Source organism: Jatrophihabitans cynanchi (genome assembly GCF_027247405.1).
Taxonomy (GTDB): Bacteria; Actinomycetota; Actinomycetes; order Mycobacteriales; family Jatrophihabitantaceae; genus Jatrophihabitans_B; species Jatrophihabitans_B cynanchi.
The window spans coordinates 2,919,391-2,940,385 of sequence record NZ_CP097463.1 but is presented as its reverse complement, the minus strand read 5'-3'; the positions used below and the strand labels follow the sequence as shown (position 1 = coordinate 2,940,385).

Sequence of the window (20,995 nt, the reverse complement as noted above, 5' to 3'; positions counted from 1 at the left end):
ACGATTCGTCCGCTGTCGGTGCCGGGACGTACCGTGGGTCAACGTGACCTCGATCGCCGACGACGCCGATAGGGCCACTGACGACAACGCGCTCTCCTCGCTGCTGCGGCTGCGCCGGTGGACCCGGCCGCACCGCACCGCGATCATCGTCATGATCGCCAGTGCCTGCGGCGCGATGCTCGCCCAGGCGCTCGTCCCGCTGGTGATCGGCCGCGTCGTCGACGGCCCGATCCGCCATCACGACACGTCCGGGATCTGGTCCCTGTCCGCGCTGGCGCTGCTGCTCGGCGTGCTGGAAGCGGTGCTGTTCTTCGTCCGGCGCTACGCGATGTCAGTCGCCGCCACCAACCTGGAGACCGACATCCGGCGGGACGTCTTCGCGCACGTGCAACGGCTGCCCGTCGCGTTCCACGACCGCTGGCCGTCCGGGCAGCTGCTGTCCCGGCTCACCACCGACCTTTCCACGATCCGCCGGTTCATCGGATTCGGCTTCGTCTTCCTGATCGCCAACTCGGCCACGGTCGTCGTGGTGCTGGTCCTGCTGGTGCACATCAACCTGTGGCTCGGGCTGTTCGTCCTGGTCTCGGGTGCACCGCTGGCCGTGTTCACCCGGCGCTTCGAGCTGCGCTACAGCCGCGACGCGCGACGGGCACAGGACCTCACCGGTGACCTGGCCACGTCCGTCGAGGAGTCGGTGCTCGGCATCCGGGTGATCAAGTCCTACGGCCGCCGCCCGCAGATGCTGAAGGCGTTCACCAAGGACGCCGAGCGGCTGCGTGGTGCCGAGCTGGTCAAGCTGCGCACCCTGGGCTGGTTCTGGGCGGTGCTGGAGGGGCTGCCGCAGCTCATCCTGGCCGGCGTCGCGTGGGGCGGGGTGGTCGCGGTCGCGCACCACGCGATGACCCTCGGCCAGCTGGTCGCCTTCCTCACCCTGTACCTGCGGCTGGTCTGGCCGATCGTCTCGCTGGGCTGGCTACTGGCCCTGATGCAGGAGGCCGCGAGTGCCGCGCGGCGGCTGTTCGAGGTGCTCGACACCGAGGCCACCATCGTCGATCCCGAGACGCCGGCCGTCGCGGAGACGGGCAGCACGCTGCGGTTCGAGAACGTCTGGTTCCGCTACGCCGACTCTGACACCGACATCCTGCGGGGCATCGACCTGGACATCGCCGCGGGCGAGACGATGGCGCTGGTCGGCGCTGTCGGCAGCGGGAAGACGACGATGACGGCGCTCGTCCCGCGGCTGTACGACGTGACGCAGGGCCGGATCCTGATCGGTGGCGTCGATATCCGCGAGCTGCGCCTGGACCAGCTGCGGCACGCCGTCACCACGGCGTTCGAGGACGCGACGCTCTTCTCGGCGAGCGTGCGGGAGAACCTCACGCTGGGTCGGGCAGGCATCTCCGACGACGACGTCACCGAGGCGATCGACGTCGCCCAGGCCGGCTTCGTCTACGAGCTGCCGTTCGGGCTGGACACCCGCATCGGCGAGCAGGGGCTGTCGCTGTCCGGCGGCCAGCGGCAACGGCTGGCGCTGGCCCGGGCCGTGCTCGGCCGGCCGCGGGTGCTGGTGCTCGACGACCCGCTGTCCGCGCTGGACGTGCACACCGAGTCGCAGGTCGAGGAGGCGCTGCGCCGCGTGCTCGCGTCCACCACCGCACTGGTCGTCGCGCACCGGCCGTCCACCGTGCTGCTCGCCGACCGGGTCGCGCTGCTGCAGGACGGGCGCATCATGGCGGTCGGTACGCACAGCGAGTTGCTGGCCACCGTCCCCGCCTACCGCGAGTTACTGTCGCAGTCCTCCGAGCTGGAGGTGGCCCCATGACCGATGCCGACACGGTCGAGCGGCCCTCGGACCCGTCGCACTGGCAGGGCCGGCTCACCCCCGACGCGCAGCAGGCGGCGCGCGAGCAGGAGGACCTGGTCCTGACCGGTCGCCCCCGGCTGCGCGCGGACGCGCGCCGGCTGCTGGCCGACCTGGTGCGTCCGCACCGGCGGGCGATCGTCGGGGTGCTGCTGATCGTGCTGGTTCAGGTGGTCGCGACGATGGCCGAGCCGTGGCTGATCGGGATCGTCATCGACACCTCGCTGCCGCACGCGCAGCGCGGCGACTACACGTCGCTGACCGTGGTCGCGATCGCGCTCGCGGTGTCGGCGATCATGTCCGGCGGGCTCCGCTCGGTGTTCGTGATCCGCAGCGGACGGATCGGGCAGGCAGTGCTGTTCGACCTGCGCCGTCGCGGGTTCGACCACATGCAGGCGCTGTCGGTGTCCTTCCACGAGCGGTTCACGTCCGGCCGGGTGATCTCGCGGCTGACGTCCGACGTCGACACCCTGACCGAACTGCTCGACTCCGGCCTGGACGGGCTGCTGACCGCGATGTTCAACATCGCGGCGATCAGCGTGCTGCTGTTCTTCCTGGACGTGCCACTGGCGCTGATCGCGCTCGGCTCGCTGCTGCCGGTGTGGCTGCTGTACCGGTGGTTCTCCGGGCGCGCGCAGGTGGTGTTCCGGCGCACCCGTGAGAGCGTCGCGACGCTGATCGTGAACATCGTCGAGACGTTCAACGGCATCCGCGCGGTGCAGGCGTTCCGGCGCGAGAAGCGCAACGACGGCATCTTCGCGGTGCTGAACGAGGACTACCGCGATGCGAACAAGGCAGCCTTCAAGCTGCACGCGGTGTTCATCCCCGGCACGGCGCTGATCGGGAACGTCGCGCAGGTCGTGGTGCTGCTCGTCGGTGGGTACCGGGTGGCTGCCGGCGGCCTGGACCTCGGCGTGCTGACCGCCTTCTTGCTGTACCTGTGGAAGTTCTACGACCCGATGGAGGACGTCGCGGTCTTCTACAACTCGCTGCAGTCCGCGACGGCGGCGCTGGAGAAGATCTCGGCGGTGCTTTCGGAGAAGCCGGCAGTGCCCGAGCCGTCGTCGCCGACACCGCTGCCGCACCCGGTGCGCGGCGCCCTCGCGTTCGAGTCGGTCGAGTTCGGCTACAGCGCCGACCGTCCGGTACTGCACTCGCTCACGCTCGACGTGCCTGGCGGGCAGACGGTCGCGCTCGTCGGGGCGACCGGCGCCGGCAAGACCACGATCGCCAAGCTGATCTCACGCTTCTACGACCCGACCTCGGGAACGGTCCGGCTCGACGGCATCGACCTGCGCGAACTGGCCGAGGCCGACCTGCGCGGCGCGACGGTGATGATTACGCAGGACGGCTTCCTGTTCTCCGGGTCGGTGGCCGACAACATCGGGTTCGGCAAGGTGGGTTCGTCCCGGGCGGAGATCGTGGCCGCGGCCGAGGCGGTCGGCGCGCACGGGTTCATCAGCGCGCTCCCGGACGGCTATGACACCGACGTGCGCAAGCGCGGCGGGCGGCTCTCGGCGGGTCAGCGGCAGCTGGTCGCGTTCGCGCGGGCCTTCCTGGCCGACCCGGCGGTGCTGATCCTGGACGAGGCCACCTCCTCGCTGGACGTGCCCACCGAGCGCGCCGTGCAGCGGGCGCTGCGCACCGTGCTCGCCTCGCGGACCGCGCTGATCATCGCGCACCGGCTCTCGACCGTGGAGATCGCCGACCGCGTGCTCGTGCTGTCCGACGGCCGGGTGGTCGAGGACGGCACGCCCGCTGACCTGATCGCCTCCGGCGCGGGCGAGTTCGCTGCCCTGCACGAGTCCTGGCGCGACTCCCTCGTCTGAGCGGCTGGTCGTGTTCGGGCTGGTCGGGCTGGTCGGGCTAGTCGGGTCGGGTCCGATCGGCGTCGGCCCGGTCGGTCCGGTCCGCGTCGGTCGGTCCGTCGGGCCCGGTCCGGTCGGTCAGGTCCGGTCGGTCGGGTCGGGTCGGTCCGGTCGGTCCGGTCGGTCCGGTCGGTCCGGTCGGTCCGCGTCGGGCCCGGCCCGGTTGGTCAGGTCCGGTCGGTCAGGTCCGGTTGGTCAGGGCCGTTGGGCCAGGTCCGGTCGGTCAGGGCGCGCCGCCGAGTCAGGCGGTCCCGGGCAGGCAGTCACGGACCGCCTTCTGACCCGGTCTTCCCGCACCCGCTTACGACCTCTGCCCGGCTCCCCCCATCGGCTTACGAGATCAAGCGCCGCGATTTCGGCACACCATGGGGGAAGCCGCCGAAATGTCGTCAGCCGGTGGGGGAAGTGCAACCACCACCACGACGCCGTCGCGCCCGCGGCTTGCAGTCGTCGTAGCCGCGCCATAGTGGCTGACTCCGCCCGCGACGGTTGTGATCAGTTGCTCCGTCCCATCCGTCCGCTGGGCCTCGCGCAAACCGACGGCGCTCGGCTGAACCCGAGCCGCGGCGTATCACGATGCCGGGCCCGCCCTCTTTGCGAACATGTCCGTCACCTACACGTCCGCCGGCAAGCTCCGCCGGCCGTTCCGCCCGATCGCCGCGGCCCTGACCTGGACGGTCGCCGCGCTGGCCGGGATCGCCGTCCGAGCCGCCAGCCACTGATCCCGGCCTCTCCCCCCACCGGCTTACGAAATCCAGGCCCCGGATCTCGTCACACCATGGGTGAAGCCGCAGGAATTTCGTCAGGACGTGGGGGAAGCGCGGCCGGGGGTGGAGAAGCACAGTTGGGGTGGGGACGCACAGCTGGGGTGGGGGAAAGCGCGACCGGGGGTGGCGAAGCGCGGCTACTGGAACGCCGTTGCGCCCATCTTCGCCGCCGCCCCGGCCTTCTTTGCCCGCCCCGCCCGGCTTCCCCCACCGGCTGACGAATTCACCCGCCTCGTTTTCGTCACACCATGGGGGAACCGGACAGAATCTGGTCAGTAGGTGGGGGAAGCGAGGCTAGGACGGCGGGCGCACACCGGCGGACGCCGCCTCGTCCAGCACGCCGTCCACATACACCGGCACCGGCCCGGACTCGACGACGCGATCAGGCAACTCCCCGAATGCCTTCAGCCTGCTGTTTGAGCTTCGCAGTTCATCGAGGAGCGCGGACCGGCTCGTCGTAGCCACGATCTGCGTGTCATAGGCGATGCCGATCGATCGCCACCGATCGATCATGAACGGGAGGATCGCGACCAGTTGGCGCGCGACCGGCTCGGGACAGCCGTCAATCCCGGTCACGAAGAGCATGAAACCTCGCGTCGAGTCCATCCACTCCCCCAATGATGATCCATAGTCGATGAGCGATTGGAAGCCGCGACTCGGGTACGGGATGTGAAACGTGCGGATCAGGGCCCTCTCCAACGCATCGAGGTCTTCGACTTTCGCGACATCCAGTTCGAGCACCGCGCCGCCCCTCAGCCTCACACTCTCAAGTGCCGGCTCGCTGGCACATGCATCCACGACGAGATGGATGGCAAATGAGGTTGCAGGCTTCATGGCAGCGGACCTATCAGAATTGGCGGATCGACGTGATTCCAAAAGTAGATCGCCGTCGGATTCTGGTCAGCGAGGATGACGCGGTAGGGACCGCGCGGAGCACCTGCGGCTGCGGCAGTCCATTCGTGATAGACGGACCCGCCAGGTAGAAGCGGCGGCACGTTGTCGAACGCCTTGCCGTCGTGGCCGGTGAAGCGGACCTTGCCGGCACGAGCCCGCTCGAGCGCGCCGAGCACCTCCTCGCGAGCCGCGAGCGGAACCCGCGACAGGTCGACCGAGGCGGCCACGGCCACCCGATCGAGCTCCGCGGCGTAGACCGCCCTGGCAGCGCGTGCCCGCTCGACCTCCGTCATCACCGCCACGACCCGGCGCGCCTGCAGCAGTGGACGCAGCGAGTCGGCAACCCGTCCGGCGCGCACCGCGACCATCGCGATCACCTCGGCCGCGTCGGCGGCGAGCGCCACCAACCGGTCGATGACCGCGGCGACCCGCGCGGCCGTCGCCGCCACCCGCGCGGCTACCGCCGCCTGGGACACCACCTCGCTACCACCGAAGGTGATGATCGCGGTGACCGCGCCGGCGATCTCGATCCCCGCCGTCCACTCGACGAGGCTGACCAGCTCGTGCTCGGCCTCGCTGTGCGCACGGTCGATCGCATCCGCGTAATCGGCACACGCCTGGCCGAGCGCCTTGTGCGAGTCCGCGAGCGTGTCGAAGCAGTCGCGGACCAGGTTGCAGGCGTCGATCGCCGCGTCGGTTTCGGGAGCGCAGTGCATCGCCAGCTGCGCAACGGCATCGGCGACGAAGTGCCCGGCGTCGTACAGCAGGCAGGCCGAGTCGTGCCACCCGGCCGCCGCCGAGCGCAGCCGGTCCTGGTGCCCGTTCGGCCACACCCGCCCGACGACGGACTCGATCAGCGACCACGCCGCGGGAGGCCCCACGCCACTCGCCCCGGCCGCGCCCGGAAGATCGGCCAACCGCACCTGCTGCGCGGCGTAGTCGGTGCGATCGACGGGCGGCGGCCCACCGCCGGACGCCGAGTCGGCACTCGCGTAGTTGAACCCGGTCTGCTCGAGCAGCTCAGCGAGGCGGCAGCAGGCGTTGATCGCGTCCTGCGTGCCGCGCACGGCCTCGGCAGCGGCGTCGTCGTACGACGCGGCCCACCTGGCGCCGGCCGGATCCGACCCGGCCATCCCGCACTGCCCGGCGAGCAGCTCGACCACGCCGCCGCCGGCCGAGCGTGCCGACCCGGCCGCGAGCACGCCGAGGGTGGAGCTGGCGGCGCCGTACACGCCCGGATCCACCTGCAGCGCCGCGCTCACGTCACCCCCAAGGAAAATCGGGCAAATCCGCCAACGGCAGACTAGGGCAGCCGACGACACACCGGCAGCCGGCTGTGGACAACCGGCGTCAGCAGAGCTGTGCGAAGGCCACCGCTGCCGCAGTCGCGACGTTGAGCGAGTCGACGCCGTCGGCCATCGGGATCCGGACTTGGACGTCGGCCCGGTCGAGCGCGGCGTCGCTGAGCCCCGGGCCTTCGGCGCCGAGCAGCACCGCCCACCGGCCCTCGGTGGCGACCGAGCGCAGCGGCACCGCGCCCGCACGCGGCGTCAGCGCGAACAGCCGAAAACCCCGCAGCAGGTCGAGCGAGCCGGGCCACGGTTCGGGCAGCACCGCGAACGGGACCCGCAGCACGTGGCCCATCGAGACGCGGACGCTGCGCCGGTACAGCGGATCGGCGCAGCGGGCGTCCAGCAGCACGGCGTCGACCCCGAACGCGGCGGCGTTTCGGAAGAGCGCGCCGAGGTTCTCGAAGTCGTTCAGCCCCTCCAGCACCGCCACCCGCTCGGCCCTACCGAGCAGAGCAGCAATGCTCGGTGGGGGCGGGCGGTCGGCGGAGGCGAGGACGCCGCGCGTGACCCGGAAGCCGACGACGTCCGAGAGCAGCCACTTGTCCGCGACGAACACCGGGACGTCGAGGTCGGCCAGCACCGGGGTCAACGCCTCGATCCGGGACCGCACCCCGAAGACGGCACGGGTGCGGTACGGCGAGCGCGCCAGCCGCTCCACCACGTTGACGCCCTCGGCGATGACGATGCCCCGCCGGTCGGCGCGCACGTCGGCGTCAGTCAGCGCGCGGAAATCGTCCAGCCGCGGGTCGGCCGGATCGTCGACCTCGATCAGCTGCACCCGGTCATTGTCGCTCAGGCGTGCGCGACCCGGGACGCGCGCTGCGCCAGGTACGACGGGGTCAGCCCGCGCCGCTGCCCGATGATTGCGGCGATGGCGAGCGTGGTGACCAGGCAGATCAGCCCGCCCCCGACCAGGCCCCAGCGCGGTCCGGCGACGCCGGCCAGCCAGCCCACGATCGGTGCCCCGAACGGCGTGCCGCCCATGAAGCAGACCAGGTACAGCGCCATCACCCGGCCGCGCATGGTCGGCTCGACGCCCAACTGCACGGACGAGTTGGCGGCCGTGGTCAGCGTCAGCATGGCCAGCCCGGTGGGCACGAGCAGCAGCGCGGTCAGGTCGTAGCCGGGCATCACGCCGGAGGCGATCTCGAACATGCTGAACGCGATCGCGGTCGCCACCAGGAACAGCTGCGTCGGCCGCGCCGAACGACGCGTCGCCAGCACCGCCCCCACGCACGCGCCCACGGCGAGCGACGTGGACAGCAACCCGTACCCGCTGGCGCCACGGTGGAACACCTGCTTGGCCATCAGCGCCGTGGTGATCTGGAAGTTCAGTCCGAACGTGCCAATGACGAACACGAGCACCATCGTCAGCATCAGGTCGGCCCGGCGACGCACGTAGCGAATGCCTTCGCGCAGCTGGCCGCGCGCCCGTCGCACGAGCGGTGCCGGGTACAGCTCCGCGGGCCGCATCATCCACAGGCCGCAGAGCACGGCCGCACTGGACAGCGCGTTCGCCAGGAACGCCCAGCCGGTGCCGACCGCCGCGATCATGCCGCCGGCGATGGCAGGCCCCATGATCCGTGCCGCGTTGAAGATCGTGGAGTTGATCGCGACCGCGTTCGCCAGATCCTTGCGGCCGACCATCTCGACGACGAACGACTGGCGGACGGGCGTGTCGACCGCCGACACGAACCCGAGCAGCATCGCGAGCACCAGCACGTGCCAGTACTGCACGACACCGGCCACGTCGAGCACGCCGAGCAGCAACGCCACGAGGGCGAGGGCACCCTGCGTGGCGAAGAGGATCTTGCGCTTGTCGCCTCGATCGGCGATGACGCCGCCCCATAGGCCGAACAAGAGAGCAGGCCCGAACTGGAGCGCGGTGACGACGCCGAGCGCGGTGCCTGAGTTGGTCAGTTCGAGGACGAGCCAGTCCTGCGCGACCCGCTGCATCCAGGTGCCGGTGAGCGAGATCAGCTGGCCGGACGCGTACAGCCGGTAGTTGCGCACCCGCAGCGAACGGAACATGCCCTCGCCGTGCGGAGCGGACGGTGCGGTAGATGCGGGAGGACGGGCGGCGACAGAGGTCACTTCTCGGCCAGCTTGTCGAGCACGGGAATGACCTCGCGCAGCAGATCACGCTCGTCGGGCGTCAACCGGGCGACGCGCTGGGACAAGAAGGCATCGCGCGAGCGGCGCTCGGACGCGAGCAGCTCCTCACCCGCGGGCGTGATCGCGAGGATCACCTGACGCCGGTCGGTGGGGTGCGTCGCCCGCTGCACCAGCCCGCGGGCCTCGAGCGAGGCCAGCACCTTCGTCATCGACGGCGGCTGCACCTTCTCGCACGCAGCCAGCTCGCCGGCGCTCATCGGGCCGCGTTTGCTGAGCGTGCCCATCGCGGAGAGCTGGGTGAGGCTGACGGACATGTCCACGCGCTGGTTGCGAATGATTCGCGTCAGCCGCAGCAGCGAGGGACGAAGTTGCGCGGCCAGTTCCGCGATCGTCCCGCGCGCCACTGAAGTCACGGTAGTTAGTGTAGCTAACGAACGGGTGGATCGCCACTCGGTAACAGCGCCCGTGCCAGGACGGCGATCTCCTTGTCCCGCCGGGGAAGGGGCGTCCGGTCCACGGACGCGAGCGGCACGGCCAGGCTCAGGCTGCTGGTCCAGAACGCGGCGCAGCCGAACAGCTCGTCAATCCCGAACGGTCGCAGCGCGGTCGCGATCCCCTGATCGCGCGCGGCGTCCAGCAGCGCCCGGCGGGTCACACCCGGCAGCAGGTCGTCCCGTAGCGGCGGCGTCACCAGCGTTCCGTCGCCGGCCAGCAGGAACACGTTGCCGCGGCTCGTCTCCAGCACGGTGCCGTCGGGCGCGAGGAACAGCGGCACGCCGCGCGACTCGTGGGCGGCCAGGTGAGTCCGATCGGCCCACTTGTGCCGCCACAACCCGGTCCGGTCAGGGACGGTGTGTACGTCCGACGCGGGTGGCCGCTCAGCCGCGGGCGCGGCGGTCACGGTGACCGCCAGTTCGGGGGAGACGTGCACCCGCACCGCCGTCCGCCCTCGGCGCGCCGCCGCCGCCGAACGAACCCGCTCGGGCACCCCGGGCGGCAGCCCGGCCCCGAACAGCTCGCGGCAGGACCGCTCCAGCCGGCCCAGATGATCGGCGAGCCGCAGCACGGCACCGTCGATCGCGAGCACGGTCTCGAACACGCCACCGGCCAGTTGTGCTGCGGTGGGCGCGCAGGACGGGCTCGCCACGCCGTCTCGCAGCGTGGCGCCCAGCGCGCCCAGCAGCGGCGCCGCCTTGTGCAGGCACTCGCGCCACTCCAGCATCGGCACGCTGTCGGCCGTCACCCCGCCACCGACACCGATTTCGATCCGGCCGCCGGCACTCTCGAAGGTGCGGATCGCGACGCTGAACTGCGCGCCCCACGACGGGCTGGTGAAGCCGATCGCGCCGGTGTACGCGCCCCGCCGGCCGCCCTCGAGCGTCCCGATCGCCCGCACCGCCGCCGCCTTGGGCGCACCGGTCACCGAACCGGGCGGGAACGTGGCGCGCAGCAGGTCCGCGTCGTCCACGCCCGCACGCAACCGTCCGGCGACGGTGGACACCAGGTGCCACAGCCCTGGATGCGCCTGCACCTGCAGCAACGAGAGCGGACGCACCGACCCGGTCTCGCAGACCCGGCCCAGGTCGTTGCGCATCAGGTCGACGATCATGACGTTCTCGGCGGCGTCCTTGGTCGACGCGCGCAACCGGGCGGCGCCGTCGCCGGACGTCCCCGGCCAGGTGCCCTTGATCGGCGCCGTGCACACGTCGCGCCCGCGGCGCCGCAGGAACAACTCCGGGCTCAGGCTCGCCACCGCGTACTCGCCCGCGTCCAGGAACGCGCCGTACCGCGGGCGCAGCTGAGCGGACCCGCGCGCGAACAGCGCCGCGGCCGAGCCGCCGAACGGCGCGGACAGCCGGGTGCAGACGTTGACCTGGTACAGCTCACCCGCGCGGATCAGCTCGATCGCGCGCTCGACCGCGGCCAGGTGCACACCCGCATCGGCGCCGTCGAACGCCCCGACCGTGAATGCCTGCTCGCGTGCCGGAACCTGCATACCGAGCAACGCGCTCGCCTCGTCCAGCCGCGCCTGAAGCACCGCATCACGCTGCTCGCTCCAGAGCGTCTCGAAGCTCCACTGCCCGTCGCGGTGCCGCAACACGTGGTCGTGAAAGGCGAGCCGCGCCGGCCCGTCGTACGGCAGCCAGCCGAACCAGCCGCCGCCGACGAGGTCGGCCGCGCCGTCGGCCGACGCCGGTACCGAGCCGAGCGCGGCCGGATCACTCGACACGAGCAGCGGGTCCCAGCTGAGCAGCGCGCCACCGGCCCAGTCGCCGGTCAGGCACACGACTCCGTCCAGTCCGGACGCGGCACGCAGCACCGCCTCCGGTGGCGGCCCGGGCCCGAGCGGCACGGTCGTGGCCCGGCAGTGCAACGCGCGCAGCACCGCGGGCCCGGCGGCCGGACCGGTGTGCGCCGCCGACCCGGTCACGTCCGGCTCAGTTGATCCCGAACATCGTCTTCAGCGGCTCGATCGCGAAGTACACCGCGAACAGGATCGACACCGCCCACATCAGCGGGTGCACCCGGCGTGCCTTGCCCACGGCGACCTGCAGCACGACGTAGCTGACGAACCCGGCGCCGATGCCGTTGGTGATCGAGTAGGTGAACGGCATCAGCACGATCGTCAGGAACGCCGGCAGCGCGATCTGGAAGTCACCGAAGTCGATGTTCCTGATCTGCCCCATCATCAGCACGCCGACGACGACGAGCGCCGGCGCGGCCGCCTCGGACGGCACGAACTGCGCCAGCGGGGACAGGAAGATCGTCACGGCGAACAGCAGGCCGGTGACGATGCTGGCCAGCCCGGTGCGCGCGCCGTCGCCGATGCCCGACGCCGACTCGACGTAGGTGGTCGCCGACGACGCGCTCGCCGCGCCACCGGCGACCGCGGCGAGGCCGTCGACCAGCAACACAGGGCCGATGTTCGGGACGTTGCCCTCCTTGTCGAGCAACCCGGCCTCGGCGGTCAGCCCGACCGTCGTGCCCATGACGTCGAAGAAGTCCGAGAGCACCAGCGAGAACACGATGACGATGCCGGACACGATGCCCACGGCGCTGAACCCGCCGCCGAGCGAGAAGTGCCCGACCAGACTCAGGTCGGGGGCGCCGAAGTGCTTGCCGTCGAAGCTGGGCACGTTGAGCGCCCAGCCGGTGGGGTTGACCAGCTTGCCGGTCGCGTCGGTCTGCGGACCGATCTTGGCGATCTGCTCGATGATCGCCGCGAGCACGGTCGACACGACGATGCCGATCAGGATCGCGCCCTTGACCTTGCGCACCATCAGCACCGCGATCAGCAGCACGCCGACGACGAACACCAGCGTCGGCCAGCCGCGCAGGTGCCCGCCCACGCCGATGTCGACGGGCGTACCTGCGCCGGGGCGCACGAAGCCGGCGTCGACGAAGCCGATGAGCGCGATGAACAGCCCGATGCCGACGGCGATCGCGCTCTTGAGCTGCTGCGGGATCGCGTAGAACACGGCGGTGCGGAACCCGGTCAGCACCAGGACGGTGATCAGCAGGCCCTCGATCACGACCATGCCCATCGCGGCCGGCCACGACATCACGTTGGCCACCTGGAACGCGACGAACGCGTTGAGGCCGAGGCCGGTGGCGATCGCGAACGGGTACCGGCCGAGGAACGCCATCAGCAGCGTCATGACCGCCGCGACCAGCGCGGTCACCGCCGCGACGGCGGCGATGTCCGGCCCGCTGCCGCCGCCGAGATAGTGGCCGCCCTTGTCCGGGACGGTGCCGATGATCAGCGGGTTCAGCACGACGATGTACACCATCGTCACGAAGGTCACCAGGCCGCCGCGTACCTCACGGCTGACGGTCGAGCCGCGTTCGCTGATCGAGAAGAAGCGGTCGAGGCCGGTACGGTGCGCCACCGGGGGCGCTTGCGTGTTCGTCGCGCGGGTCACGCGCGGTAGCCTGCACCATCGTGGGCACACCCTCGACGCCGGGTCCCCCCGGAAGGGGTCTGGCCCGGCCACCGGCGGTGCGTCTGGACGCCCGCAAGGTCGTGCTGGCCGGCACCGCACTGTGGTTCCTGGGTTTCGTGGTGCTGCTGCCGTTCTGGTCCTGGCTGGGTCGCCACGATCACCGGGTCTGGCTCTGGACGTGCCTGGCGGGCGGCGTGCTGGGACTGCTCGGCTACCTGCTGATGGCCAAGCACCGCCGCGAGGGACGCACCCTCTAGCCCGGGCTCAGCTCGTCGCCGTCGTCGTAGAGGGCACCGCTGCGCTCGGACAGCGGCGGGATGCTCACCTGAGCCTGCGAGTGGGCGCCGCAGCCGTACTCGACGCTCACCACGTGGCCGTCGGCCGGGGTGATCTCGTTGCCGCAGACGCCGAAGCCCGCGCGCAGCGAACCGGCCAGCGGCAACAGGAACCCGCACGTGCCGCAGTGCGCCGGCGCCTGCCGCGCCATCGAGCTGTCCGGGCCGAAGTCCCCGTCGTGCCAGCGCTCGGCCGCGTCCAGCCGGCCCTCGCGCGACATCACCCGCTCGCGACCGATGCCCAGTTCGAACGCGACCTCCTCGACCGCCGGGTCGTCGGACTGCACGTAGCCCGGCACCAGCCGCGGGTCGTCCGGCGTGCCGGGCAGCAGGTCGCCGGGGCCGAGGTCACCGGCCTGCAGCCGCTCGTGCCAGGGCACCCACTGCGGCGCGAGCAGCGCGCTGTCGCCGGGCAGCAGGACGATCTCGTCGACGGTCGGCACCTTGGCACGCGGGGCGCGCGCCAGGGTCACCGCCCAGTGCCAGCCCGCGTAGCCGGGCTGGGTGGTCGCGAAGGTGTGCGTGAGCAGCCGATCGCCCTCGCCGTAGGCGCCGAGGTACTCGCCCACGGTGCCGGCGCCGACCGCCAGGGCCGCCTCGCGGGCGAGCTCGACCGCTGCGGCGAGGACGGCATCGGCGGGCGCAGAACCCAGCTGGCTCGAAGTCACCGGACCATTGTGGCTGATCAGCGCCGGTTGCCGCGCACCCAGGCCCGGCAAACACCTCCGGCAGGTCGCACCGGTGCGGCAGGATGGGCACGTGGCAGGTCGCAGCGACGAGCACCCGCGCTCGGGCCCCCCGGGCCGGGGCGGCGCGCCGCGCGGGCGGTTCTCCAAGTCCGGGCACACCAGTCACGGACCCGGCATCGTCCCGCCACAACCGCCCCCGCCACAACCGTCGCGTCCCCCGCAGGGCCATCCACCGCCGGGCTATCCCCCGCAGGGCTATCCCCCGCAGGGCTATCCCCCGCCGTCCTACGGCCCGCCACCCCAGGTCGACGGCTTCGGCAACCCGACCTATCACCACGGACACGCTCCGGACGCGGCCGCACGCCAGCCGGGACCGCCCGCGCTCTCGATCACTCGCGCGGCGATCAGCCAGACGAACCGAGCTGCGCGCACCATCACCCGCAAGGTGATCTCGGCCAGCAAGGCCGACGGCGCGAACGAGTCCGGCCTCACCGCGCTGATCTGGAACCAGGTGCTCAGCTACGGCACCGACGCGATGATCACGGTCGCCCTCGCCGGGACGGTCTTCTTCGGCGCGTCGACCGATGCGCAGCGCGGCAACGTCCTGCTCTACCTGTTGATCACGATGGCGCCGTTCGCGCTCGTCGCACCGGTGATCGGGCCCGTCCTGGATCGGTTCCAGCACGGCCGGCGCTGGACGATGGCCGGCACCGCGGTCGGCCGCGGCATCCTCGCGCTGATCATGGCCGGGCACCCGAGCGAGCTGCTGATCCTCTACCCCTGCGCGCTCGGGTCGCTGGTGCTGTCCAAGGCGTACGGCGTAGTGCGCGCGGCCGCGGCGCCGCGCCTCGTCCCGCCCGGCATGGAGCTGACCGAGGCGAACGCCCGGCTGTCGATCTTCGGGCTGGGCTCCACCATCGTGCTGGGCGGGTTCGTCGGCGTCGTCATCAAGGTCACCGGCTCGTACACGCTCGGCCTGCTGGTGACCGCGGTCGGCTTCGGCGCGTGCGCGTTCTTCGCATTCAAGCTGCCGCCCCAGGTCGATTCGTCGGTGGCCGCGCCGCGCCACCCGAGCCAGCCGTCGCGGCCCGTCGCGCAGCAACCGGTGCCCCGGCTGGGGCGGCTGATCGCCTGGGCGCAACGCGGATTCGACCCGCACGTGGTCGCCGCGCTGCAGGGCGAGTCGGTGCTGCGCCTGCTGTCCGGGCTGCTGACGATCTACCTGGCGTTCTACGTCGAGTCGACGGTCCACGGGCTGGACGCCGCGTTGCAACTCGGCGCGGTGGTGATCGCCGCGGGCGTGGGCAACTTCCTGGGCACCGCGATCGGCACGAAGATCAAGTTGCGGCGGCCGGAGCTGGTAATCCTGCTCTCGACGGTCGTCGCCGCGGCCGCCTGCCTGATCGTCGCGATCACGTTCTCGATCACCTTCGCGGTGCTCGGCATGCTGATCAGCGCAGTCGTCAACGCGCTGTCCAAGATCGCGCTGGACGCGCTGATCCAGCGCGACGTCGCCGAGACGATGCGCTCGAGCGCGTTCGCCCGCTCGGAGACGTTCCTGCAGCTGGCCTGGGTCGTCGGTGCCGCCATCGGCGTCGTGTTGCCGAGCAGCAGGCACTCCGGCGGCGCGATCGGGTTCTGGGTCGCCGCGGTGCTGGTGGGTGCGGTGGCGATCGTGCTGACGCTGCGTCAGCGGGCCATGAAGCAGGCCACATCCGAACGCGGCCGGCAGCAACGGCCCGGTAGCGTGGGGCCGCCGCGCACCGATCCCCGTTAGGAGCACCATGCCCCGGTTCCGCCGCCTGCTCGCCGTCGCCGTCGGAGCGCTGGCCGTGGCCGGGCTGCTGACGGCGTGCCAGAAGCCGGCCCCGGAGGTCAGCGTGCTCGGCGGCGGGAAGGTCGTCCGGATCACCCCGTCCACGTACTGCTTCGACACCGAGCACTGCCGCAAGCAGGCCCTGGACCTGCCGACTCTCACCCTCGGCTCCGACGACAAGCTGCTGATCGACGTGCCGAACGCGGTCAAATCCAACGGCTGGCAGGTGCAGGCGCTCTCGCTGCAGGACATCACGAAGGTGCTCGGTGCGAGCGGGCCGATCACCGACAGCCACTCCTACCGGGTGGCGAGCAACGCCGCCGACGGCAGCCCGTTCCTGGTGCGGGTGGACGAGCTCGACGGCGGCAAGCCCGACGGCAGCACGTGGAGCTTCCTGGTGAAGGTGTCGCAGACCAAGTCGTGACCCGCCTGCTGGTCGTCACCGCCGTCGACGCCGAGTGCGCCGCGATCCGCGCCGCGTCGCCGGAGGTCGCGGTGATCGTCGGCGGCGTCGGGCCGGCCGCCGCCGCGGCCGCCGCCTCGGCCGCGCTTGCCGCTGGCACCCACGATCTCGTGCTGAGCGCGGGCATCGGCGGCGGCTTCGGGCCGGTCGGGATCGGCGAGATCGCGGTCGCGTCCCGGATCGTGTTCGCCGATCTGGGCGTGCAGACCGCCGACGGGTACGTCCCGGCGTCGGTCGCGGGCTTCGGCGTCGACAGCTACGACGTCGACCCGAAGCTGGCCGTCGAGCTGGTCGACCGCACCGGCGGGCACCTCGGCAGCGTGCTCACCGTCGCGACCGTCACCGGCACCGCCGACACCGCCGCCCGGCTGGTCGAGCGGTTCCCGGACGCGGTCGCCGAGGGCATGGAGGGCGCGGGCGTGGCCGCGGCGGCCGTGCTGCACGGCGTCCGCTACGCCGAGCTGCGCGCGATCAGCAACCCCGTCGGGCCCCGCGATCGCTCCGCCTGGCGCATCCCGGAGGCACTCGGTGCCCTGGGCGTGGCCGTCGCTGCGGTCGCGGCAGGATTGGTGCCGTGAAGCTCGCCTACTCGCCCTGCCCGAACGACACGTTCGTCTTCCACGCCTGGACGCACGGGCTGATCCCGGACGCCCCGCCGACCGAGGTCACCTACGCGGACATCGACATTACCAACACCGCCGCCGAGCGCGGCGAGTTCGACGTGGTGAAGGTGTCGTACGCGGCGCTGCCCTGGCTGCTGGACCGTTACGCGCTGCTGCCCGCGGGCGGTGCGCTGGGTCGCGGCTGCGGCCCGCTGGTGCTCACCCGCGACGGCCGCGAATCTATCGACGGCGCGACCGTGGCGGTGCCCTCGGAGCGCTCGACCGCGTACCTGCTGTTCCGGCTGTGGGCCGCCGGGCGCCGTCCGGCGCGGATCGACGTCGTGCCGTTCACACAGATCATGCCGGCGGTGCGCGACGGCGCCTACGACGCCGGCCTGGTGATCCACGAGGCCCGGTTCACCTACGGCCAGTACGGGCTGACGTCCCTCGTCGACCTCGGCGAGTGGTGGGAGCAGGACACCGGGCTGCCCATCCCACTCGGCGCGATCCTGGCCCGCCGCGACCTGGCCCGCCGCGACCTGGACGCGGGCGCGCTGACCGCGGTGTTGCGCGCGTCCGTCGAGTACGCGTGGGCGCACCCGGACGCGTCGGCCGCGTACGTCGCCGAGCACGCCGACGAGATGTCGCCGGACGTGCAGCGCCGGCACATCGACCTGTACGTCAACGAGTTCACCCGCGACCTGGGTGAGGAGGGCTACGCCGCCGTAGACACCCTGCTCAGCCGCGCCCACCTGGCCGGCCTGACGCCGCGCAACCCGCCACTGCGCTGAGGCAGGCTCAGGCCGATCGCAGGACAAGGGAGTCGAACGCGCCTCGCGGCAACGCCGGCTAGGTGGTCCTATTCGAGCACTGCGGTCCGTTCGGCGACCGAACCGTCCGAACATGCCGATGAGCGCGCGTCCGCGCTACGTCTCCGGGCAGGAGGCCAAGGCGCGCGACGCCCGATCCTTCATCTGCATGCGCTCTACAAGGGCAAGCATGTCAACCCGCTCGTCTGACGCCAGCGGCTGGTCGTACTCGCTGAGCTGGTCGGCCATCCATTCGAGGGCCAGGCCAGGTTCGCCGACATCAATGAACTCCGCGATCAGCGCGGCGTCCTTACTCGACAGCCGATCGTCCAGTCGGATCAGCAGCCCCCGTAGCTGCCCGGCGATGTCCTCGTAATCGGCGCGATCCACCAGATGATGGTGTCAGACCAGCGCACGATCTTGCCGATGGTCGCGCGACTGTCGTATCGACTCACGCGATCAGGACGGTTCCCCTTGCGTTCGCCTGCGAACTGTTCATGCCCCACTCGACCGCAACCGGCCCGGCGCTCGTGCCGGCAGGTACCGGCAACTCCATCGCGAATCGAGCGGTATCGCCCGGCGCGAGGCTGGCCACAGGGGTGCAGTTCAACGCGTACGCCTTCTTGACCGACGCGGCGCTGCCGAGCGCCTCGACGTATCCCGGGCACGGCTCCAGTCGACGGGCTGGCCGCTGGGGTTGTGCAGGTCGACCTCGTAGCGCAGGGTGTGGCCGGCGCGGCCCGTTGCCGGGAGCACGAGCCGGACGGTGAGCACGTCCAGTGGATAGACCGGCACCGGCTGCGGATAGTCCGGGTCGAAGAAGTGAGTCAGGTGAAGGCCGCACGTTAGGTCGAGCCCGGGGTCCGGCACGGTGATCGACACCGCGCCGCCGCCGGGCATCGTGATCACGAAGGAGCGGTAGTCCGCGCCGCCGCCTCCCCCTCCGGGTCTCGCGGCGCAGTAGGCGTCTGATTCGAGTCCCAGCAGCGTGTTGCTGCCGCCCAGTGACAGGTTGGCGGGACGGCCGATGTCGAAGAAGCTGCCGTCGGTCCCGGCGACTTCGGTTCGGTGTGGTTCGGTCGCGGTGACCGCCGGATAGCCCGCCAGCAGGCACGGCGACCGGCTCACGTTGCGGAACCGGACGTAGGTCACCGAATGCCCACCGGCACCGCTACCTTTCTCGGGCTTGGCGGAGACGTCGGCCGCACGGCACGGCCGCGCGTTCGCCAGCAGACCTGGCGGTGTCGAGGTCGCGGGCGCCCGGTACGGCGGCGGCGGAGCATCGATCCAGGGAACCAGAGTCGTTGCCGACGTCTGGGGAACACCGGAACCGGGCTGGTCACCGACGCGTCCGGCCGTCGCCGAGCTAGCGCAGCCGCAGGCGGCCCCGGCAACGGCAATGAATCCGACCGCCGTCAGAGCGAACCGCTTGGCTTCGACTAGCCGCACGTCCCTATGACAGCACTGGACCTCTGCGATGTTGCACCCGAGCAGCGACCGCACATGCCGCCGAGCGCCGCAGTCGCTGGCAGCGGAGTCGTTGACTCCTGGCTAGAGCGGAACGAGCCGAGAAGCGTCCTCTCGAATCGGTCCAGGACCCGGGCGAACCCTTCAAGGTCGAGCCGGTCTTCCCAGCCCGGTGCTTCGTCGACCGGGTCGTCCTCTGGGTTGCCGGACCAGAACGACAGGTCGCACCAGCCGCCACTGTACAGAACGACCTGTGCCTCGGCGCCGTCGCGGCGGGCCTTCACGCCGACCGAGTAGTCGCCCCGAACAGCATTCCGGTCGGTGGTGATCGGGTTAACGGTCGTCTGGCCGTCGGCCCAGGTCACAGGATCAACGACGAATCCCTTTGCCCGCCATGAATCCAGGCGGCTGCGGATCTCATCAGCTGCGGCGTGGCGGTCGATGATGTGTTTCATGCAGTACACGGTGTCACGCGCGTGCCGCAAGCAACGTCCGGATATGCCGCTGTCGGCGCGTGCCGTAGCGAAATGAGAGTGGCTTACGCATGTTCCAGTTGCCAGCATGGCCGCGTGCCCACCGCGCGATACGCCGACCGCTCGTCAGTGCGGCAGAGTCGCGGACGAACAGCGCCGACTCGGTACTGGTCGGCTCCGGCTTGTCAGCCGGCGCTCGCGTCGGTGAGCCGCCCGTCCTTCAGCTGCGCCGTGACGCGACCGAGACGGTAGTCATCGGTCCGCCATTGCCCGGGCGCGATGACGCGCAACGTGAGCCCAAGCGATTCGGCAAGTCGCTCGGCCTCGGCCACCGTGAGGCCGTCGAAATCGCGGGCACGACGGCGCGCGACACCATCCCGCTCGATCACGGTCTGCCGGTCGCCGTCAGGTACTCGCTCACGATCTGTGCTCACACCGCCCTCCAGCAACACGAGCGTGCTCCCGCGGCGACCGCGCGCGAAAGGCCTAGGCGTCCAGGTTGTCGGCGAAGGCACGCAGCAGGCCGGCGACCTTGCGGGCCTCGGCGCGGTCGGGGTAGCGACCGCGGCGCAGCGAGTTGGACACGCTGTCCAGCAGCTTGATCAGGTCCTCGACGAGCGGGGCCATCTCCTCGGCCGGCTTGCGCGCAGCGCGGGCGACCGACGGCACCGGGTCGAGCAGCCGTACCTGCATCGCCTGGTTGCCCTTGCGACCGGAGACGATGCCGAACTCGACGCGCTGACCAGGCTTGAGCTCGGTGACACCGGCGGGCAGGGCGTCACGGTGCACGAAGACGTCCTCGCCCGTGGCGGACTCGTCGTAGGAGAGGAAGCCGAACCCCTTCTCCGCACTGAAGAACTTCACCTTGCCGGTAGGCACCGGGTACTCCTCGGGTCGCAACGCATCGCCGCACGTCCGGATCGAACGCAGGTGAAGGCACCGCACGCACGCGGTGCCTTCAGCTACAGGCTACTTGCCGGGGGCCGAACAAGCACAGGGATACTGAAGGCGTGCGCCAACCCGTCCTGCCCGCTTCCCGCCCCGTGCGCATCGGGCTCGTCCTGTTCGCAGCCGGCCTGGTGTTCATCGCGATCGACGTGCTGCCGTTCTTCCTGGACGTCCACGACCGCCCGCTGTGGCTCAACCTGGCCTGCCTGCTGGCACCGCTCGGCTTCGCCGTGGCCGTCTGGGGCGGCCTGCGTGCCGGGCGCGAGGAGCAGCGGGCCGCCGCGCGCGAACTGGGCCACATGGCACACTGAACAACTGCACCCGTGCCGAGTGAGAGGGCGACCATGGCCAGCAGTACGCCGCGCACCCCCGAGCAGTTCCGCTCGGGCCGGACTCACTCCGACGATTTCCACGTGAACGAACTGGCGTCGGACAAGGCCGGATCGATGTCGCCGTTCGGTCCGGACCTGGAGTTCCCGCTGCCGCTGGACAAGATCCGTTACGAGCACCCGAGCCCCGCGGACCGTCCGCACCTCGCGGAAGGGCGCTGAGCCACGGCCGAAGTCCCTGAGCAGTCCAGCCGTCCCGACGG

General features: G+C 71.2%; 23 protein-coding genes and 1 pseudogene. 9 read left to right on the top strand and 15 right to left on the bottom strand.

All coding sequences use genetic code 11. The annotated features are described in order from the left end of the window. The first annotated feature begins 151 nt into the window (after window positions 1-151). On the top strand, window positions 152-1,822 hold the full coding sequence (locus M6B22_RS14380) for an ABC transporter ATP-binding protein (RefSeq protein ID WP_456237620.1): 1,671 nt from the start codon (window positions 152-154) through the stop codon (window positions 1,820-1,822). Then, on the top strand, window positions 1,819-3,690 hold the full coding sequence (locus M6B22_RS14375; protein WP_269442248.1) for an ABC transporter ATP-binding protein: 1,872 nt from the start codon (window positions 1,819-1,821) through the stop codon (window positions 3,688-3,690). The genes M6B22_RS14380 and M6B22_RS14375 overlap by 4 nt, the downstream gene beginning before the upstream one ends. A gap of 15 nt (window positions 3,691-3,705) precedes the next feature. Here M6B22_RS14375 and M6B22_RS22235 read toward each other — a convergent pair. The 8 genes and pseudogenes from M6B22_RS22235 to M6B22_RS14340 all read right to left on the bottom strand — a co-directional run. After that, window positions 3,706-3,952, bottom strand: a pseudogene (locus M6B22_RS22235) (hypothetical protein); the annotation flags it as partial. Between the two features lie 838 nt (window positions 3,953-4,790). Continuing rightward, the gene (locus tag M6B22_RS14370) at window positions 4,791-5,330 is read right to left on the bottom strand and encodes a hypothetical protein (RefSeq protein WP_269442247.1); all 540 of its coding nucleotides are present in this window, start codon (window positions 5,328-5,330) and stop codon (window positions 4,791-4,793) included. Then, on the bottom strand, window positions 5,327-6,652 hold the full coding sequence (locus M6B22_RS14365; RefSeq protein WP_269442246.1) for a hypothetical protein: 1,326 nt from the start codon (window positions 6,650-6,652) through the stop codon (window positions 5,327-5,329). Before M6B22_RS14365 ends, M6B22_RS14370 begins: the two co-directional genes overlap by 4 nt. A gap of 88 nt (window positions 6,653-6,740) precedes the next feature. Continuing rightward, window positions 6,741-7,520: a TrmH family RNA methyltransferase gene (locus M6B22_RS14360; RefSeq protein ID WP_269442245.1), complete on the bottom strand. Its 780-nt coding sequence runs from the start codon at window positions 7,518-7,520 to the stop codon at window positions 6,741-6,743. 14 nt (window positions 7,521-7,534) lie between these two features. Continuing rightward, complete coding sequence (locus M6B22_RS14355; protein WP_269442244.1) at window positions 7,535-8,836, bottom strand: MFS transporter; 1,302 nt, start codon at window positions 8,834-8,836, stop codon at window positions 7,535-7,537. After that, window positions 8,833-9,270 carry a MarR family winged helix-turn-helix transcriptional regulator gene (locus tag M6B22_RS14350; protein ID WP_269442243.1) on the bottom strand — a complete coding sequence of 146 codons (438 nt, stop codon included), beginning with the start codon at window positions 9,268-9,270 and terminating at the stop codon, window positions 8,833-8,835. Before M6B22_RS14350 ends, M6B22_RS14355 begins: the two co-directional genes overlap by 4 nt. Before the next feature lie 14 nt (window positions 9,271-9,284). Further along, window positions 9,285-11,288, bottom strand: coding sequence for a chorismate-binding protein (locus M6B22_RS14345; protein ID WP_269442242.1), 2,004 nt, complete (start codon window positions 11,286-11,288; stop codon window positions 9,285-9,287). Between the two features lie 7 nt (window positions 11,289-11,295). After that, complete coding sequence (locus M6B22_RS14340; RefSeq protein ID WP_269442241.1) at window positions 11,296-12,780, bottom strand: NCS2 family permease; 1,485 nt, start codon at window positions 12,778-12,780, stop codon at window positions 11,296-11,298. 20 nt (window positions 12,781-12,800) lie between these two features. Here M6B22_RS14340 and M6B22_RS14335 point away from each other — a divergent pair, with 20 nt between their 5' ends. After that, window positions 12,801-13,058 (top strand): DUF2530 domain-containing protein, encoded by a 258-nt coding sequence (locus tag M6B22_RS14335; protein WP_269442240.1) that lies wholly within the window; start codon window positions 12,801-12,803, stop codon window positions 13,056-13,058. Here the strand turns inward: M6B22_RS14335 and M6B22_RS14330 are convergent. Next, window positions 13,055-13,822, bottom strand: a complete 768-nt coding sequence (locus M6B22_RS14330) for a DUF3027 domain-containing protein (RefSeq protein ID WP_407935707.1) — start codon at window positions 13,820-13,822, stop codon at window positions 13,055-13,057. The two genes, M6B22_RS14335 and M6B22_RS14330, sit on opposite strands and share 4 nt — an antisense overlap. 73 nt (window positions 13,823-13,895) lie before the next feature. On the opposite strand from M6B22_RS14330, the gene M6B22_RS14325 reads away from it, so the two are divergent. The 4 genes from M6B22_RS14325 to M6B22_RS14310 are packed head-to-tail and all read left to right on the top strand — an operon-like array spanning window position 13,896 to window position 17,497. Beyond that, window positions 13,896-15,602 (top strand): MFS transporter, encoded by a 1,707-nt coding sequence (locus M6B22_RS14325; protein WP_269442238.1) that lies wholly within the window; start codon window positions 13,896-13,898, stop codon window positions 15,600-15,602. A 7-nt stretch (window positions 15,603-15,609) separates the two neighbouring features. Beyond that, window positions 15,610-16,065, top strand: coding sequence for a DUF2771 family protein (locus M6B22_RS14320; RefSeq protein WP_269442237.1), 456 nt, complete (start codon window positions 15,610-15,612; stop codon window positions 16,063-16,065). Then, entirely contained in the window at window positions 16,062-16,682 is a 621-nt protein-coding gene (gene mqnB / locus M6B22_RS14315) for a futalosine hydrolase (RefSeq protein WP_269442236.1), read from the top strand. Before M6B22_RS14320 ends, mqnB begins: the two co-directional genes overlap by 4 nt. After that, entirely contained in the window at window positions 16,679-17,497 is an 819-nt protein-coding gene (locus M6B22_RS14310) for a 1,4-dihydroxy-6-naphthoate synthase (RefSeq protein ID WP_269442235.1), read from the top strand. Before mqnB ends, M6B22_RS14310 begins: the two co-directional genes overlap by 4 nt. A 135-nt stretch (window positions 17,498-17,632) precedes the next feature. On the opposite strand, the gene M6B22_RS14305 is transcribed toward M6B22_RS14310, so the two are convergent. The 6 genes from M6B22_RS14305 to M6B22_RS22230 form a co-directional block, all read right to left on the bottom strand. Beyond that, a complete protein-coding gene (locus M6B22_RS14305) occupies window positions 17,633-17,905 on the bottom strand; it encodes a MafI family immunity protein (protein WP_269442234.1) in 273 nt (90 codons plus the stop codon). A gap of 61 nt (window positions 17,906-17,966) precedes the next feature. Then, entirely contained in the window at window positions 17,967-18,125 is a 159-nt protein-coding gene (locus tag M6B22_RS14300) for a hypothetical protein (protein WP_269442233.1), read from the bottom strand. After that, the gene (locus tag M6B22_RS14295) at window positions 18,122-18,964 is read right to left on the bottom strand and encodes a DUF4232 domain-containing protein (RefSeq protein ID WP_269442232.1); all 843 of its coding nucleotides are present in this window, start codon (window positions 18,962-18,964) and stop codon (window positions 18,122-18,124) included. Before M6B22_RS14295 ends, M6B22_RS14300 begins: the two co-directional genes overlap by 4 nt. Continuing rightward, window positions 18,955-19,437 carry a hypothetical protein gene (locus M6B22_RS14290; protein WP_269442231.1) on the bottom strand — a complete coding sequence of 161 codons (483 nt, stop codon included), beginning with the start codon at window positions 19,435-19,437 and terminating at the stop codon, window positions 18,955-18,957. The genes M6B22_RS14295 and M6B22_RS14290 overlap by 10 nt, the downstream gene beginning before the upstream one ends. 203 nt (window positions 19,438-19,640) lie before the next feature. Continuing rightward, a complete protein-coding gene (locus tag M6B22_RS14285; RefSeq protein ID WP_269442230.1) occupies window positions 19,641-19,907 on the bottom strand; it encodes a hypothetical protein in 267 nt (88 codons plus the stop codon). A gap of 34 nt (window positions 19,908-19,941) precedes the next feature. Then, window positions 19,942-20,334 (bottom strand): cold-shock protein, encoded by a 393-nt coding sequence (locus M6B22_RS22230; RefSeq protein WP_269442229.1) that lies wholly within the window; start codon window positions 20,332-20,334, stop codon window positions 19,942-19,944. 131 nt (window positions 20,335-20,465) lie between these two features. Here M6B22_RS22230 and M6B22_RS14275 point away from each other — a divergent pair, with 131 nt between their 5' ends. Beyond that, the gene (locus M6B22_RS14275; protein WP_269442228.1) at window positions 20,466-20,714 is read left to right on the top strand and encodes a hypothetical protein; all 249 of its coding nucleotides are present in this window, start codon (window positions 20,466-20,468) and stop codon (window positions 20,712-20,714) included. A gap of 102 nt (window positions 20,715-20,816) precedes the next feature. Next, the gene (locus M6B22_RS14270) at window positions 20,817-20,954 is read left to right on the top strand and encodes a hypothetical protein (RefSeq protein ID WP_269442227.1); all 138 of its coding nucleotides are present in this window, start codon (window positions 20,817-20,819) and stop codon (window positions 20,952-20,954) included. The last annotated feature ends 41 nt before the right edge of the window (window positions 20,955-20,995 follow it).

Coding starts and splice junctions, on each gene's coding strand:
- M6B22_RS14380 (WP_456237620.1), top strand. CDS start 152: ATGATCGCCAGTGCCTGCGGCGCGATGCTCGCCCAGGCGCTCGTCCCG.
- M6B22_RS14375 (WP_269442248.1), top strand. CDS start 1,819: ATGACCGATGCCGACACGGTCGAGCGGCCCTCGGACCCGTCGCACTGG.
- M6B22_RS14320 (WP_269442237.1), top strand. CDS start 15,610: ATGCCCCGGTTCCGCCGCCTGCTCGCCGTCGCCGTCGGAGCGCTGGCC.
- M6B22_RS14370 (WP_269442247.1), bottom strand. CDS start 5,330: ATGAAGCCTGCAACCTCATTTGCCATCCATCTCGTCGTGGATGCATGT.
- M6B22_RS14290 (WP_269442231.1), bottom strand. CDS start 19,437: ATGAAACACATCATCGACCGCCACGCCGCAGCTGATGAGATCCGCAGC.